This window comes from Vibrio coralliilyticus ATCC BAA-450 (assembly GCF_000176135.1).
Classification (GTDB): domain Bacteria; phylum Pseudomonadota; class Gammaproteobacteria; order Enterobacterales; family Vibrionaceae; genus Vibrio; species Vibrio coralliilyticus.
Window position 1 is genome coordinate 606,557 of sequence record NZ_ACZN01000016.1, and the last position, 16,602, is coordinate 623,158.

The following is a 16,602-nucleotide window of genomic DNA, read 5'->3' on the forward strand; positions in this document are numbered from 1 at the left end:
GCCCGCCACTACCTTGTGCCGATAGCTTATTGACTTGGGAACAACATAGCGCCGCATGCGTTTGGCATTCGGAATAAAGAACGAATTAGTTAGAAGTTAAAATGTTCCAAGATAATCCTCTACTGGCTCAACTTAAGCAGCAAATCCAGGAAACACTTCCGAAGAAGGAAGGCACGATCAAAGCGACAGAAAAAGGCTTTGGTTTCTTAGAAGTCGACAGCAAGACCAGCTTCTTTATTCCACCTCCATACATGAAAAAATGTATGCATGGCGACAAAGTAAAAGCCATCATCCGTACTGAAAAAGAGCGCGAAGTGGCGGAGCCAGAAGAGCTGTTGGAACAAGGCGTTACTCGTTTTATCGGCCGCGTTAAGCTATTTAAAGGCAAACTGAATGTAACGCCTGATCACCCACAGCTTAAAAAACTCTCTTTGAAAGCTAGGGTCAAAAAAGGCCTGAAAAGTGACGACTTTAAAGAAGGTGACTGGGTTGTTGCGCATTTAATTCGCCACCCACTGAAAGGCGATAACGGCTTTTTTGTCGAAATCTCAGAGAAGATCACTGATGCGGACGACAAAATCGCACCTTGGTGGGTAACGTTAGCGCAAAATGATTTACCAAACAGTGAACCTGCAGGTATCGACAACTGGGAAATCAAAGATGACGCGGAATTAGAACGTGTCGACATGACGCATGTACCGTTTGTTACTATCGATGGTGAATCAACCAAAGATATGGACGATGCACTGTACGCGAAGAAGACTGAATCTGGCGATTTTGAGCTGACAATTGCGATTGCCGATCCAACGGCTTATATCACGCCGGACAGCGATATGGACAAGGTCGCCCGAGAGCGCGGCTTTACCATTTATCTTCCGGGTCGCAACATCCCGATGCTACCGCGTGATTTGGCTGATGAGCTGTGTTCTCTGATTGAAAACGAAGAACGTCCGGCTCTTTGCTGTACAGTAACAATCAGCAAAGATGGTGTTATTGGCGATGACGTTAAGTTCTTCGCTGCGAACATCAAATCTCACGCACGTCTGGCTTATGATCATGTGTCTGACTGGCTTGAAACAGGTCAATCTGAAGCGTGGCAGCCAACGGAAGAGATTGCTGAAATTGTTCGTGACTTGTATGAGTTTTCTAAAGCTCGCGCTGAATGGCGTGAAACACACGCAGTAGTGTTCCCAGATCGCCCTGATTACCGATTTGAGCTAAGTGAAGATAACGACGTGGTAGCCATTCATGCAGATATGCGCCGCTCAGCGAATCGCTTGGTTGAAGAATCTATGATTACGGCAAACATCTGTGCAGGTAAAGCGCTGAAGGCGAGCTTTGATTCAGGTGTATTCAATACCCACGCAGGTTTCAAACCAGAAAAGATCGCTGACGTGATTGAGTTGGTTAATCCTGAAGGTGAGTTGCCGTTTACTGCTGAAAGTGTGGTGACTCTGGAAGGGTTTGCGGAACTTCGTCGCTGGTTAGCAAAACAAGAGACTAGCTACCTCGATAACCGTATCCGTAAATACCAAGCTTACAGCGAAATTGGTAACCAACCTTTGCCTCACTATGCAATGGGCTTAGAGCTATACGCAACATGGACCTCTCCAATTCGTAAGTACGGTGACATGATTAACCACCGTATGCTGAAAGCGCACATCCTAGGTAAAGCGCCGGTACAAACAGCGGATGAAAGTGTTGGCGAAGAACTCGCACTGCATCGTAAACACCATAAGATTGCAGAGCGCAATGTTGGTGATTGGTTGTATGCCCGCACATTAGCTGAAGAACCGGCAAAAGAGACGGTATTTAATGGCGAAATCTTTGACGTGTCTCGCGCAGGTATTCGCGTTCGCCTGATTGAAAATGGTGCCGCGGCGTTTGTTCCAGGTTCCTTGATTCTGGCAAACAAAGAACGTCTTGAATGTAATGGTGAAGCGGGTACTGTATCTATCGATAAGGAAGTTATCTATCGTTTGGGTGATGTGGTTGAATTGGTATTGAATGATGTAAACCAAGAAACACGCAGTATTGTCGCGAAGCCAACTCAAGTCTTTGAAGACGTAAAGGCACCTGAAGCGGCAGAAACACCAGCGGAATGATTCGATTCTTGATAAAACAAAAGGGCGCTCAAAGCGCCCTTTTTTGATCGTGATTTACAGGGTTACATTAGATTAATCTTCCCAGAAAACTGATTTAGGATCTTTGTCCACTTCACGCATAATGGCTGTAAGATCATGACTTTGTGCTAGATAAGGGTAGGGCAACCAATTCTCTTCTTTCAATTCGTCAGCCATAAATAGCAGCCATGTACTGTGTTCCTCGTTCCATTGCACTTTAGCCACAGGCAACATGTAGTCACAATGGGCTGAATCCAGCAAAAAGTGCTGTTTAATGAACACGACTCCGTTATCCGTCACTTCATAACTCGCTTTGCCTAACTCAGCAGGCAAGCTTTTATTACGCTGTTCACAAATGACTTGTGCGCGGCTCTCTACTTGTTTTTGCAGCAAACTGACCAGTCCCATACCGGCTCCATTGTTTTCGCTAACCTATTCATAGTATGTACAAGAATATGAAGAGTCTGCATAGGTTTTCACAAAAATGTCATCTAATCGAAATATGATAGCGCCAGTTAACTTATCCGCATCAGATTGGAGATTATTATGATTCGTGTTGCGCTGGCGGCAATATTGTCCTCTTCCTTACTCACTTTTCCTGCGCTAGCGAGTGAAGTCAATGTGTCTGGTTCAACGTCCGTGGCACGCGTCATGGACGTTTTGGCAGAAGATTTCAACACCACTCACCCTGATACTTATATTGCTGTTCAAGGCATCGGCTCTTCAGCAGGTATCACTTTGCTTAAAAAGGGCGTGGCTGACATCGGCATGAGTTCAAGGTACCTAACTGAGAGCGAGCAGGATGAAACGCTTACGGTGACTCCATTGGCGTTTGATGGTTTGGCGGTTGTCGTGAACAAGTCGAACCCGGTTCAGAATGTGAGCCGTGAGCAGTTGTTTGATATCTATAAAGGCAAAATCACAAACTGGAAAGAGATTGGCGGTGCCGATCAGAAAATTGCCGTGGTAACGCGTGAAGCGTCTTCAGGCTCGCGTTACAGCTTTGAGAGCCTGCTGGGTTTGACAAAAATCGTCAACGGCCGCCAGGTCTCTGATATCAACCCAGACAACTTGGTGGTAAATAGCAATAGCATGGTGAAAACCATAGTGAACCACAATAAGCAGGCAATTGGCTTCATTTCGACTGGTTCTGTCGACAGCTCAATTAAGGCGATTCAATTTGAAGGTGTTGAAGCGAGCAGCCAGACGATTGCTAACCGCAAGTATGAGCTTTCCCGTCCGTTTCTTGTGTTATACAAAAAAGCAAACTTAGGTAAAGATGCCCAGTCGTTTATCCAATACTTGAAAGGTAAAGAAGCCAAAGCACTGATTAGCGAGTACGGCTACACACCAATCAGTAAGTAGTAGATACAAAAAAGGAGAGCTTCGGCTCTCCTTTTTTAAACTGCCAGTCTTTAAAAGTGCAATTGAATTACGGATACCACCACGGCGCCAGGGCGACGAACCCCTTCGATCTCGACTTTAATCTCGCGCTCTATTTCTATACCTTTGCGAATTGGCGTGATTTTCGATAGTCGGCTTACCGCACGAACTCGGCTATTGGCTTTAACTGGATACGGGAAACGAACCTGATTAAGACCAATATTCACCACCATTTTTGCCGTTGGGAATAACGAGTGGTCCGGATCGACACTGTCAGTTAATTTTGGCAGCATTGCTAGTGTCAAAAAACCATGCGCGATGGTCGTTTTGAATGGAGATTCGCTTTCAGCACGCTCAGGATCGGTGTGGATCCACTGCATATCTTCCGTTACCTGACCAAACTGGTTAATACGCTCCTGAGAAATATCAAGCCAGTCACCTGTATGAATAACTTCACCAAGTTTGTCTTGCAGTTCGTCAAACAGTTTTTGTGCTTCTGGCTTCAATTCAATAGGCTTTGGCTCAGCTTTAGGTGGCTCGACAGGTGCCTGCACTTCATCGTTGACTGCTGGACGTTGCAGATCTCTGAGGCGAGTAAACAGGTGGCGGTTGTTTGTCTTGTGTAAAAACTCACCCCAATATTCACGTACAGCAGGAGAAACCCATTGCATGAGCTCTGAGTGCTGCTTATCACCACGATGTTTAAATAGGTCTGCGACTTTCATATAAACCTCAGAAATCTTATATTGATAAAGGTCAACCCGTTAATTTTGAAATACTTCACAATTATGTGCAATGACTTTCGGGCGTACATGTGTTATCTCAAAGCGCTATTTCTTATATAAATCAAAGGTTTTCTAATAAAACATTATTTTATTAGAAAATACAGTTTAGAGTATTTACACAGTAAACTTGCCTTCTTTTTGTCGTCTTTGTCCAAAAAACCAGATGGTTAGTTTGTCGTCACTTAAACAGATAACTGCAAATTAATCCTTTACAAAACTCATGCCAATACCTAGTATACCTCCCGCAACGGAGAGATGGCTGAGTGGTTGAAAGCACCGGTCTTGAAAACCGGCATACGTTAATAGCGTATCTAGGGTTCAAATCCCTATCTCTCCGCCATATTGTACCGAAAACGGGAACTGAGAAATCAGTTCCCGTTTTTGCGTTTGTGGCAATGCGAAGTATGTTTATGTTAGCTCCTGTGGCGAAGAGCTTTTTTGCTGGTTGAACCTTTATCTCTTTGAAAGTAGATAACAATAGCTGCTTGAGCTGTTCGTCAGTCGAACTTCTTATGTGTTCACTGATGCATCGAACAAAATTTGTAAGCTGTTTCTCTCCTACATTTTTTACTGGCAAACGGCTGAGAGTTGTTTGCTGTTTTAGCGTTGCTTCCAGATTTAAAATAGTACTGTTTAGTTCGGATAGGTGGTTGTTCACTGTGGCATTAGGTTGTAGCTCTCCACTAGCTAAAAGATCCACGAGAGTTTTCGCTTGTACCTTTGCTCTATTTATTGCATTAGTTGTATGTAGCATCTTGTCTCTCGACGCAGCTGACTTTTCTTTGAGTAGGTCTCGAGCCTGTGAGTAGACATTTGTTATATGCTCATTTGAGAACACTTGAGGCAGTAGCTTTTCTCGTACTTCTTTCTCTAATTTGGGTTTACTAATTCTTTTAGATGAACAAAGCTTAGTATCTCTTTGCACCTGTAAGCTACATTGGTAATACTTATACTTTCCACTTTTTCCGGCTGTTACGACCATTGAGCCACCACATACGGCACAACGTAAGATACCAGTAAGTAGACTAGAAGAGCGAACACTCTTCGAATTAGGCATATTAACGCCTCTAGCGAGAATACTTTCTCTTGTGCGATCAAATTGTTCCTTTGAGAGGATTGCTGGCGCTGGACTAACTACAGTATCTTTCTTAGATTTTTTCCCGAATAACCTCTCGCCATAATAAACAGGATTATTGAGAACTCGGGATAATGTACTTTTACTCCATCTTTTCCCTCTATACGTTAGCCCTTGTTCATTAAGAATGTTTAGCATGTTTTTTATACCAATGCCTTTTCCATAATGCCCTTTTTCGGCCAATTCAAAAATATGCCTAACAATGTCTGCTTCTTCTTGAACTATCTCCAATTTTCGTCGGATATTTGATGTGTCCCCAGCTACTTCAATAGATTTGTACCCGTACGGAGGAATACCGCCAGTGAAAAAGCCTTTTCTAGCTGTGTCCATCAGCCTATCTGACACCACTTTTCCATTTTGTCTGCTTTGATGCTCATTCATAACTCCGAGCATCGTAACCATCACATATTGATCTTCTGGGTTTTCGGGAAAAGATTCAATCGCTGAGACCAAAGAAATTCCATGCTTTTCAAGGGTTTTTGTTGCTTGTAGTTGAACCAGAAGATTTCTACTAAAGCGGGATAGAGAGTATACAATCACGCCATCAGCTAGAATAAGCCCTTGTTCCAAATCGTCTAGCATTCTACTGAACTCAGCTCTTGGCCCCTGATAAGCGCTTTTGGCCTCATCTACGTACCAAGCGACAATATGGTGATTGCCTAGTTTAGCCCAATTAATGATTTTATTTCTTTGGCCATCAATTGAGTCGCCCGTTTCAACTTGATTGTGAGATGAAACTCTTAAGTAAGCTACATACCTCATAATATTACTCCCTTTCTAATGGTCTGATATTATCATTTAATATAGTTAGCAAGTCTTCGTCATTAATATTTGATATGTAATAAAGTAAACAATCCTCTATATTTAGGTTTGTTCTATATGTTAGTTTGTATTTCTCAGATAAATAATTTTTCATGATGAATCTCCAATAAATTGTACTAGTAATTAATGTACAAATTACTGGGAAGTCAATATCGTAGATTTTCGTGGGAGAGATTTTGCTTTAAATATAAATAATTTTTTTAAAAAAATATTACTTATTTATATTCAAGTGGTTATAGGAGTCTAACACATTTTATATAAAAATCATCAATATATTGCCACGATGTTTAAAGCAATAACGTGGTAATATATTGATTTTTAGCAACATATTTTCATTAACAAGGGTTTTATAATGAGAATATATTATAAGTGTCGATGTCAATCTATTTGGGTAGTACCTTCACATTAGCTTGTTTTCGTATTGATAAAGGTGTTTTTCCGGGGTTTGAGAATGGAACGGTGAATGGCTCGTTAATATTCCCCGCTCCTTTCATTGGTATCAGGTTGCCATCTTCATCTCTAGTTTTGTTTTTGACACGAGCTACCTTTACTGTATTTTTGTAAATCGGAATTTTATTTAATATATTCCACCCTTTAAAAATACAGCTTAATCGGCAGATTACGTCATATGAACTAGACCCTCCCATAACTGAATAAAGATAATTTCGCACCTTGAATTCAGTATCGCTCTCTGATGAAATTCCAATCCCAGAAATAATAGTAGATAAATAGTTGTCGGGAGAGGTCAAGATTTCGCCAGAATATGACTTGGCTTGGTGATTAATGAGATAGTGAGCGAAAGCATAGACATGAGGTGGTGCAAGTTTTTCGTGTTTGTGCTTTTTCACTAGCTTAGCAACAAAATCTACTGATAGAGCCAGCTCTTGATTTTGCTCGACATAGTGAAGAATCTCCGACTGGCTGAAGGAGGTTCCTTGTGTTCCACGGAAGGCAAAAGGGTTTAACGTTTGTTCATAAGCCTTTGCTAAAAGTGCTACTTTAGATAATACGTTGGCGTCGACTTTAACTCCTGCCATTTCCAATACTTGAGCTCTAGATCTTAATTTCCCTACGTCAATATGAGCAAATGACATCAGGTCTGTAACTCCAGTAATCAAAACCGTAATAAAACCAAACTCTGATTGTGAGCCTGCTTCTAATCTAGTGTGACCATTGAGCAATTCTCCGTCGCTTGAGAAAACGATAGGTTCGCCTGTTAAACACCATTTCCGTTCGTTCATAGTAGCGGTATAACGTTTAACTTCCTTCGCTCCAACTTTTCTGTTTCGGTTTTCTGGGTTTATTGCACCTCTTCGAGAAAATTGTAAAAGGTCCCTAGCAAGCGTTGGTGGTATGTACACAACATGACATTTTATGTTCGTGTCGATTACCTTTGGACTTGCGTACTTACTTGCATGTTTTTTAAACATAGAATCCATTTCATCTCTTGAAAGTCTTCTCGTTGATGACTTGATTAGATCCGTTGAGCTTCCCAAGTACATATCGGCAGGTGTTTGGTACTTTTTCACTAAGTTATTTAAAAACTCTTCTTCGAATTTTAGTTCTTTACTCTGTTCAGACATTTTTCTTTCACAACTTTGTTAACCTGTTTTTTAATTATTGATCGGGGGTTGCCCCCGATCAAGTTTTAAATTTAAAATTGTGCATAATAAGGTCATTCGAGTTTTTAAAGTTTCGGAAAAACAATTGCTTAACTCTAATATTAATTTTGAAGGTGTGTCAGCCAAGCATGGTCGCTTTACAACGTTATTAACGGTTGCGCCTCTGGTTGATGTGTTGAATGCCTTTGCTAGCTTCAAGGATTCTAACTCTTTGTTACAGTTGGTTTACGGTGAACTTGCCTTAGCAGAGAACCAGAAACGAATAGCTCAATTGAAAGAGCAAATCTCTCGGTCATACCAACAAAATCGACTTGGTTTAGAAATTAACCTGACGATTCTTGTTAGAGAGGGGACTATAAAACCGATCGGCAACTCCAATGTGTTGCGGAGTATTGAATATAGTAAGAAGGATGCTCTTCTAATTGGTGGTCTTATTCAGTTTGTTGCACTGATGGAGTTAATGGGATGGAACTATAAAAAGTTGGATTTCGTCGCGAACCAAAGTGAACTCAGAACAACAAGTAGGTTGAGGTCTTCGTTATCGACTCAGTCAATCTCATGTAAATTCATTCTCGACAATGATCAGCCACTTGAAGATAACGGAATAATAAAGTTACTAAGTAGCTTTAACTCAAACTATAGCGGCCTTCAATCTATGGTTGTTAGCCGTATTTCAGATGAGTCTTTCGTTAAGGACTTTGTTTACGAACTCGCCAGTGAAATGGAATTGGAAAGGTTTGGGGGTATTTCGTCGAAAGCTACAAGAGTTACAAAGTCCGATAGCTTTGTAACCACAGAAGCCACAATGTTACAGGTAGTTTTAGCTTCGGTTTGTGGTGCAAAAATCAAAATGTCGAGTGAGTCACTGGCAAAGCTTACTGACGGGACTTTTTCAAATGAAGACTCTTTACGAGAGTTGAAACCATTTTTGGTTGCGTTTTACAAATCATGGCTTGATGAAGCAACTACACAATTTCTAAGAAACAGAGACGGTTTTCACTATTCTACACAGATTTGGCAAGCTTTGTCTTTAGTTGTTCACGAGCTATTAAGACGAGAATATGACCTTGAAAAATTTTCAATCTACGGCCAAATTTTAGGCAAATTAGATTATTCAAAAAATGCTAGTCATTGGAGCAATTGCAAGGCTATGGTGCTTGATACCTCTGGCCGTAACTATAAGAATGCAACCAATGGTGGTCGAAGTTTTCGGGATGCTATGGCACGTTATTTTATGGATATCTTAGATGTGTAATTAGGTTAACCTATTGGCTACCTACTGTTTAAAACGTTAATCAACGTTTCCTCTTACCGTCAAAATGAACCTCCCCTCTCTCCCTCAGTTCAAAACTGACGTTTTTATTGCCACAGTTGCATATAGGAAGTAAAATCGAAAAGTGTTAAGGGTGGAAAGCTAGTGCTGATTTAATCTTCGCTAGTTTTATTTTAATAAAATTGTGAAAGAAATTAACCGTGGATAATAGATGTTTGAACCGTTAATAAACTATATGTCTCAAAACCATACAGAGGCGATTTTGATTTCAGTTTTTGCATTGTTTGTTTTTATTCTGAGTTTTCGAAGTAATATAAATAAGATATCATCAAACAATCGCGGAGTTAGTGCTGGTAGAGACATTAATGGACCTGTGATGACGGGAGATGTCAACTCTAATCGAAAAAGTATATTAAACACGTTAGCAAATGTTTCAACTATACTTGCTCTTATTATTAGTGCACTGACGTTATATGTATCGTATCTAGCTCTAATTAAATAAGGCTAAAATTTGTTCGGTAAAATAAAAGTGTTTTTGAACAAAGTGACAGCTAAAAATAGGGCTGTGGCTGCTGGCGGGAATATTAATGCACCTGTTTTTACTGGTGATATTCATGACTCTAAAATTAATATAGATCAGAAATCATTTGCTCAAAGCACGTTTCTTGCACAAGCAAGTGCCTTCGATGAAAGTAATGATAGGATACCGTTACTTTGGACTACTTATCAGTGCTTAAGTTTATTGTCTAATAATAATGAAATAGAAGGTAACTTAAAGTTTAAAATATTAAAATTTGAAGATGACTTTATGGTCCAGTTAATAGGACATAAAGCTAGTCATCTCAATGTTTTATATTTTAAAGCCAAGGGAGGTGATATAGGATGCAAAGAACTAAACACCATCCTAAAAAACATTCCTGATTTTGCATTAAAGATTTCGTCTAAGAAGATATTTTTTAACAAAGATATCTCGCCAGATGTAAATTATTTTTGGGATAATGCATCTAAAGGTAATTTTAAAACCAAGATATTTAATAAAAAGAAAGAGTCATTTACAGGGCTTAGCCTTGAATTAATTCGCAGTTTTGTTAAGAATGCCACTCTTGAAAAGTTATTTTTTCGTGATAATTATTTTACTCCATACATTTGCACTGAGAATTCTAGGTTTGTAAGTGAGCTAACTAAAGCACTTGCAATCAACTTGCTATCTAAACAATCTTCTGATGCATTTGTTGAAGTAAAACGCCATGATTTGGAAGTCAGGTTTGGAGCCGAACATTACAATGACATCTTCCCTTCGCCTCCAAAATTTGAAGCTTCTATTCCGCCGAATTTGAGAAATCATCAAGAGTTAATATTAAAGTCGATATTTGATGATAAAAAAAACACCATAATTCATGCTCGAGGTGGTGTTGGAAAAACAGTCATGGCGAGACTAGCCCACTCAGTAGCTCCTGAACATTCATGCGTTATAGTTTATGACTGTTTTGGTGATGGCCTATATCGTTCGCTCAATAATCCGAGACACTCTTTTGATAAAGTTCTAGTACAAATCATTAATGAGCTTGCCATAGAAGGAATATGTGACCCTCTGGTTTCATCAGGAAAAGATAGAAAGAGTTTAGTTTCAGAATTTCAATCTCGTTTAGAAGTTGCAGTACAATTCTTGAGAAAAGGGAATGAACTAGCTCAGTTGTACGTGTTTATCGATGCAGCCGACAATGCAGTTATGGCTGCGAAGGAGAAAGCTGAAAACTCAATTATACCCGAGCTTTTGAATAGCTTAATGATTGATGGCTGTACGGTAGTTGCATTGTGTAGATCTGAAAGAATCGAGTTGCTAAGTCCTCGGGCAGAAGTTAGACAGCATGAATTAAGCGCATTTACTGAAAACGAGTCTCTTGCTCACCTACGCCTATACTACTCTGGTGCAAATGAAGAGGATGCTAAAGAGTTTCATCGACTTTCAGGAGGAAATCCTCGAGTTCAGTCATATGCTATTCAGGCATTCCCAGACTCGCTGTCCGACATGTTGCAAAACCTAGGCCCTACATTAACTACAGTTGATGCTCAGATCGAGGTTCAACTTGAACACGCAATTGAGCGATTAAAAAGCAAGAATGTCTCAAGTGAAAGTGTCAAAATTGACTTAATATGCACTGCTTTGGCTAGTTTGCCTCCATTTATTCCAATAAGTGTTATCTCTAAACTTACGAATCTTCGTGAGGCGGAAATTGGAAGTTTTATAAGTGATTTCGGACAAGGCTTAATATTAATTGACGATAGTATTCAGTTTAGAGATGAACCGACAGAAACTTGGTTTAGAAAGCAATACGCATCTACATCTGAACAAGCGAAGGAATTCGTTTTAAACATACGTGAGCTGGCTAGCTCAGACAGTTATGTTTCTGAATGTCTGCCATATTTAATGCTGGCGGGTGGTAATCATCAAGACTTAATCGATCTGGCTCTTTCAGAAGAGTTTTTACCTATAGATAATCCCATTGACACTAGAAGCATAAGTACTTCTAGATTAAATGCAGCACTAAAATCGGCCTTGAAGTTACAGGACTATGTATCATTTGTAAAACTGGCGCTAAGGACTGGAGAAGAATTTGCAGGAGACCAACGTCAGATCGACCTGTTAAATCAGAATGCCATATTAATTAGTGCCATTCAATCACCAACTGAAGTTCAAAAGTTGGCATTTCAAGGAAAGCTAGCAGGTGATTGGAAAGGTTCTGAAAATCTGTATAAATCCTCATTACTATCGGTACATCAAGAATTTAAAGGTGAGTCTCTAAGTTATTTAAGAGCAGCAGAAAACTGGTTAGCTTACTACTTTAAATCCAAGGCAAGTGAAAAGAATCGAAGGCGAAATGAAGGTGTGTCTACTAAAGAAGTAGCATTACTTTTTACAACATATTTGAATCTTTTTGGAGCGAAAAAAACAATTGAAAGAATATTGAATTTTACACCATCTAAGGCGCTTCAAAAAGCAATTGAAGTCTTTAGTAAAAATTTAGTAGACGAATCAAGGTTTGATGAAATAAAAGATCTTTCATTTTATTCTAGAGAGTTTGGATATATATGTATTCATTTCATATGTTCACTTTATTCGTTTCAGGTGTCTTTAAACAAAGAAATTGTCAACTCTTGTTTTTTAAATATAACTAAAATCGATAGCGATGAGGTAAATGTAGCAAATAAAACAATTCAAAATGTTAATATCAATTTATTCATTGAATGTTGCTTGGCTAATGGATTAGACCGAACGTTATTATACAGTTTTTTTCAAAGTAAGATAACTCTTAGTCCTAAGCCTTGGTTTGCAAATCCTACTATGTACCATAATGGTGATTTACATGATTTTGTCGAGGCTGCTGCACTAATGACCTTACTATCTGGAGTTCCGCTTCCAGATAACTCTATCTTCCCAAAAGAGTTCCTAGCCGATGATTTAGACTATAAAAAAGCTCAAGAGAAAGAAAAATATAGGAAAACACTAGATGCTACAATTCCTGCACAGTGTTTTTTAATTCAGGTCCGCTCAGGAATCATTAACGATTTTTCCTCCGAGTATGAAACCACTTTTGAACAGGTATCAAAAAACCTTCCTCCATCTTATGAGCTACGTAGTTACACCCCAGAATTAGTTAAGGGGATAAAGCAAAAATGCTTGTTTAGTGCTAAGAGTTTGAACAAAGAACAACAGATTCTGATTTTCTCTGATATCGCTAAAGAGGCATCATACAACTTATTGCTAGATGGGTTGTATTACACTTGTCGAGTCGAACACCTTCATCATCTTGCCAGCTTGTACGAGAATCCTCTGATTAGCACCATCTCAGCATTTAAAAAGGATGGCCCAGAAAGTACATCAAGCTCATATATTGATACTGCAATTGCGGTATGTCCCTTATCAAAGTTTAAGTCCGCCGAGTATTTCAATAAGGCTATCGAATCTGCATCAAAGTTTGGTGATGAAGCTTTGATGCGACACTCTTCTATTTTGTCTTTGGCTGAGAAAAGTTCAGAGGAGAGTTGTTCAGCAGAACTGACATACAGGTTCTCTAGAAGTTCAGAAGTGATTTATGAATATATGTCTGATCACTTCCCAATTGATAAAACGATGAAAGCCATTCAAAACATGAACTCCTCTTCTGCTTTCGCGATCATGGCTCGTTGGTTAGATCGAGAGGTAACATATTGGGGGGTTGTCGAAGACACGATTATCAGAGAATCGTTTGCTAATGGGGTATTAGCACCTGAAGAAGCGTGGTGTGCTCAAGGATTGGTAGATGAATCAGAGTATATTGACTTCATTATCGATTGCATCGAGAAAACTAAGAGTGAAAATGTAAAAAAAATTATATTTGATGATGCAGCTAGACAGTCTTTGATAAAAGGCTTCTCAGAAAAAATGTTGAGTCGTATTCAAAAAGTAGGAGATAAATTTGGCTTGAGTTCACCCGACCTTGTTGATGCGATTCATCTACTTAAAAAACAAAACCGAGATAAACTTCCGACGAAACAATCTTTAGGTTCAGAGAGTAAAGAGCAAGAAATTGATTGGAGTTCAGTTTTTCGTTCAAACAATTTTACTTCTTCTGATCATATTGAAAACTCATTGGGCAATTTCAACCGAATTAAAAATGGATGTCACATAAATGTATTTTGGGAACAGGTTTATCTAAAGGTTCCTACACTGTCTTCTGTGGACTTCATTCGCTCTATCTTGAGATGTAAATCTCTATCTAAATATGAATTGCAAAGCTTCTTAGAAAGTACACCTATAGAATGGCTTCAACATGATGATTTTAAAAAGGTATGGTTACAGGTTTTTGATTTATATGTAGAAAATAATGCTAGCCTTGTCTCAAGTCCATGGTGGGTGGAGCAGTCAACGTCAAGATTTCCCTTGAAAGAAGACTTTGCTAAACTAAGATGTAACGGCGTAATCAAAGCTCTCGAGGCTAAAAGTGATTTTGATGATGCTGAGTTCATTTTTTCAGTTATATCTGTCGTATCTGATAAGCTTAGTCCGACTGAAGCCAGAGATGCCTTGAGCTATGCTCTTGATCGGGTCGAACTTCATATCGATCAGGATGACGCAGATGGAAGTTGGGATCACTGGTTAGAACCTTCTTGTAGCACTCCTGAAGCTTATGCATCTTTTATTTGGTCACTAATCTCTAATCCTACATCTAAAATATGTTGGGAAGGTGTTCATATAATTTACCGCCTTGTTGAGTGTGGTTGTGACAAAATTATTGATTCATTGATCCTTCTTTTTCCACGCAATGATAACGCAGCATTCGCGTCAAACAAGTTTCGATTCTACAAGCATCATGCACAGCTCTATTTTTTAATAGCGATGCTCAGAGGAGCCAAATCAAATCCGGCAACTTTATTGAGGTATAGCTCATTTTTTATTGAGCAAGCTACAAGTGCAGATCATATCCTATTGGAACACTATGCCTCTAAAGTTGCTTTTGAGTTGTTGCAGAAAGACTCTACTGTTTATAGTACGGACGAGATTTGTAAGTTGAAGGAGGTTGGGAAGAGCCAATTCGGTAAAAATATTCTCAAATCACGAGATGAGTGTGTAGATGTAAATATTGCGAGTAGTGGTGAAGACATTCCTGATGTCTCATTTTTCCTCGATTTTCAAGAGTACTGGCTGAAGCCGTTAGCCAACGTTTTTAATGTTTCAGTCAAATCATTGAAACAAGCTGCAATGAATATAGTGATTAATGAATGGGGAATTAGCCCCAATGACCAGTTCTTCGACGATCCAAGAAGTTATGGTCGAAAGGAAACACATTCAAGGCACTATTCAATACCTCCAACTCAGCGTTTTGATTTTTATTTGGGGTATCACGTAGTATTTACTCTTGCTTCGCGCCTAATTAAAAACATTCCTATAGCACAAAGCAAAAACGATTGGGAGGGAGATCGCTGGTTTGAATGGTTATCTGGACACTTATTGTCAACAGATAATGGTTATTTGCTAGCTGATTTAAGAGATCCTGCTCCTCTAATTAGGAGGGGCTGGCTTGAAGAAATAGTCACAGAGTCATGGCGTTGGGAAATTCTTGATTGCGACTTTTTCGAAGGTCTGTTGTTGAAACATAAAGAGAAAACATTTGTTTGTGTCACAGGTTTATGGGCTGACACCGATGGTCGCGGTAACAATGAGGAATACCGTATTTCAAGCGCCTTAGTATCACCGAGCAACTCTGATTCGCTATTAAAAGCGCTAGTCACTTGCAAAAATAGTCACGACTATAAGCTTCCTACATATGAAGAAGAACGGTTTGAATTGGATGATCATGACTTTCAATTAAAGGGATGGATCGTTGAGCCTGATTCATACAAGCGCTTCGATGAAATAGACCCTTATGCCGGGGAACTCCAGTTTCCAAGCAAAAGGATAGGAAGTGAATATGAGAAATTACTTCAATTGAGCTATTGCAGCCTCAGTCGAACCTATACTGACATCCTAGGTAACAAGCATGGTTTCTCTGAAACTTGGACTGATACCCATACCCGATACAATGAAGGGATCATACGAAAGGGGGATAGGGTCTACATGTCTTTAGATATGCTTAAAACCCTCTGCATTGATACTGAATTGTCACTTATATTTGAAGTGTCGATTAGTCGCCAAAGCTCAACTTTTGATAAGGATTTACCAACAGATGTCAAATACTCAGGCCAATATTGTAACTTGTATACTCTCTCAAGAGATGGAGTCATCAAAGACTACCAATCAAGATGTTATCAACTTAGGTAAAGCGATCATTGCAGAGCTTGATATGGAAATAGAGTGCAATACCCCTGCTCGTTGGATGGTCCATTACATTGCCGAGAATATCAACAAAGCTAGTCATAGTGATGGCGATGCGAAGGATACTGCTGAAAGAAACTGTGTCGATGCAATTATTAAGCTTTGGCAGCATCGTTCAGAACTTCCTAGAGGCATCAGGCCTTTTACTGAGTTTGACTCAGTTTTTCAGGGGCTTAGCCGTCTAGACAGTTCGAGTAGTAACCACTATTACAATGAGTTCCTTCAGTTTGATGAAGAAATTGATGACGAGGAGTCAACCGACACTAAACAGTGGGTCAACGTTGCTTTAACAGTGGACCAAGCAGCTAAAAGTTTAGTTTCAGAATGCTTCGAAAAGGCGGCTCAATCTGCCTTAACCGAGAAGTCTAAAAGTATTCTGCAGCTTGCACCAAAAAGCTCCGGAGATGACATTAAGGTTTTGTTGAGTTTTCTAGATGATGAAATCGACGAAAATACATTGAAAGAGAAAAAGATAGCTGACATCGAGTCAAAAATAGCGAGAATACAATCATTAAAAGAAGCTTGTGACGTATTTCTAGAAAGTTACAAAGGTGATTTGGAAGAGTTAGTTAAGCGAGATATTACTTGATGTTAGCCGTAAGCTCT

General features: G+C 39.5%; 8 protein-coding genes, 1 tRNA gene and 1 pseudogene. 6 read left to right on the top strand and 4 right to left on the bottom strand.

Annotation, left to right across the window (positions count from 1 at the left end):
- Positions 1-101: 101 nt before the first annotated feature.
- Entirely contained in the window at positions 102-2,105 is a 2,004-nt protein-coding gene (rnb, locus tag VIC_RS13905) for an exoribonuclease II (protein ID WP_006960612.1), read from the top strand.
- A 72-nt stretch (positions 2,106-2,177) separates the two neighbouring features.
- Here the strand turns inward: rnb and VIC_RS13910 are convergent, their stop codons facing one another.
- On the bottom strand, positions 2,178-2,531 hold the full coding sequence (locus tag VIC_RS13910; RefSeq protein WP_006960613.1) for a DUF3024 domain-containing protein: 354 nt from the start codon (positions 2,529-2,531) through the stop codon (positions 2,178-2,180).
- A 138-nt stretch (positions 2,532-2,669) separates the two neighbouring features.
- On the opposite strand from VIC_RS13910, the gene VIC_RS13915 reads away from it, so the two are divergent.
- Positions 2,670-3,488 (top strand): phosphate ABC transporter substrate-binding protein, encoded by an 819-nt coding sequence (locus tag VIC_RS13915; RefSeq protein ID WP_006960614.1) that lies wholly within the window; start codon positions 2,670-2,672, stop codon positions 3,486-3,488.
- 50 nt (positions 3,489-3,538) lie between these two features.
- On the opposite strand, the gene VIC_RS13920 is transcribed toward VIC_RS13915, so the two are convergent.
- Positions 3,539-4,231 (bottom strand): MaoC family dehydratase, encoded by a 693-nt coding sequence (locus VIC_RS13920; protein WP_006960615.1) that lies wholly within the window; start codon positions 4,229-4,231, stop codon positions 3,539-3,541.
- Between the two features lie 309 nt (positions 4,232-4,540).
- Between VIC_RS13920 and VIC_RS13925 the strand changes: the two genes are divergently transcribed.
- A tRNA-Ser gene (locus tag VIC_RS13925) sits at positions 4,541-4,631 on the top strand.
- A gap of 519 nt (positions 4,632-5,150) precedes the next feature.
- On the opposite strand, the pseudogene VIC_RS27275 reads toward VIC_RS13925, so the two are convergent.
- Together VIC_RS27275 and VIC_RS13930 are read right to left on the bottom strand one after the other, a co-directional pair.
- Positions 5,151-6,188, bottom strand: a pseudogene (locus VIC_RS27275) (recombinase family protein); the annotation flags it as partial.
- Between the two features lie 443 nt (positions 6,189-6,631).
- Positions 6,632-7,831, bottom strand: coding sequence for a hypothetical protein (locus VIC_RS13930; RefSeq protein WP_006960616.1), 1,200 nt, complete (start codon positions 7,829-7,831; stop codon positions 6,632-6,634).
- A gap of 124 nt (positions 7,832-7,955) precedes the next feature.
- Here VIC_RS13930 and VIC_RS13935 point away from each other — a divergent pair, with 124 nt between their 5' ends.
- From VIC_RS13935 to VIC_RS13950, 3 genes are all read left to right on the top strand, one after another.
- Positions 7,956-9,125, top strand: a complete 1,170-nt coding sequence (locus tag VIC_RS13935; RefSeq protein ID WP_050778622.1) for a hypothetical protein — start codon at positions 7,956-7,958, stop codon at positions 9,123-9,125.
- Between the two features lie 529 nt (positions 9,126-9,654).
- A complete protein-coding gene (locus tag VIC_RS13945; RefSeq protein WP_006960618.1) occupies positions 9,655-15,942 on the top strand; it encodes a hypothetical protein in 6,288 nt (2,095 codons plus the stop codon).
- Complete coding sequence (locus VIC_RS13950) at positions 15,848-16,585, top strand: hypothetical protein (RefSeq protein WP_236612179.1); 738 nt, start codon at positions 15,848-15,850, stop codon at positions 16,583-16,585. Before VIC_RS13945 ends, VIC_RS13950 begins: the two co-directional genes overlap by 95 nt.
- Positions 16,586-16,602: the final 17 nt, after the last annotated feature.

Excerpts from the sequence above, each read along its gene's own strand:
- rnb (WP_006960612.1), top strand. The coding sequence starts at position 102 with ATGTTCCAAGATAATCCTCTACTGGCTCAACTTAAGCAGCAAATCCAG.
- VIC_RS13920 (WP_006960615.1), bottom strand. The coding sequence starts at position 4,231 with ATGAAAGTCGCAGACCTATTTAAACATCGTGGTGATAAGCAGCACTCA.
- VIC_RS13915 (WP_006960614.1), top strand. The coding sequence starts at position 2,670 with ATGATTCGTGTTGCGCTGGCGGCAATATTGTCCTCTTCCTTACTCACT.
- VIC_RS13950 (WP_236612179.1), top strand. The coding sequence starts at position 15,848 with ATGTCAAATACTCAGGCCAATATTGTAACTTGTATACTCTCTCAAGAG.
- VIC_RS13930 (WP_006960616.1), bottom strand. The coding sequence starts at position 7,831 with ATGTCTGAACAGAGTAAAGAACTAAAATTCGAAGAAGAGTTTTTAAAT.
- VIC_RS13910 (WP_006960613.1), bottom strand. The coding sequence starts at position 2,531 with ATGGGACTGGTCAGTTTGCTGCAAAAACAAGTAGAGAGCCGCGCACAA.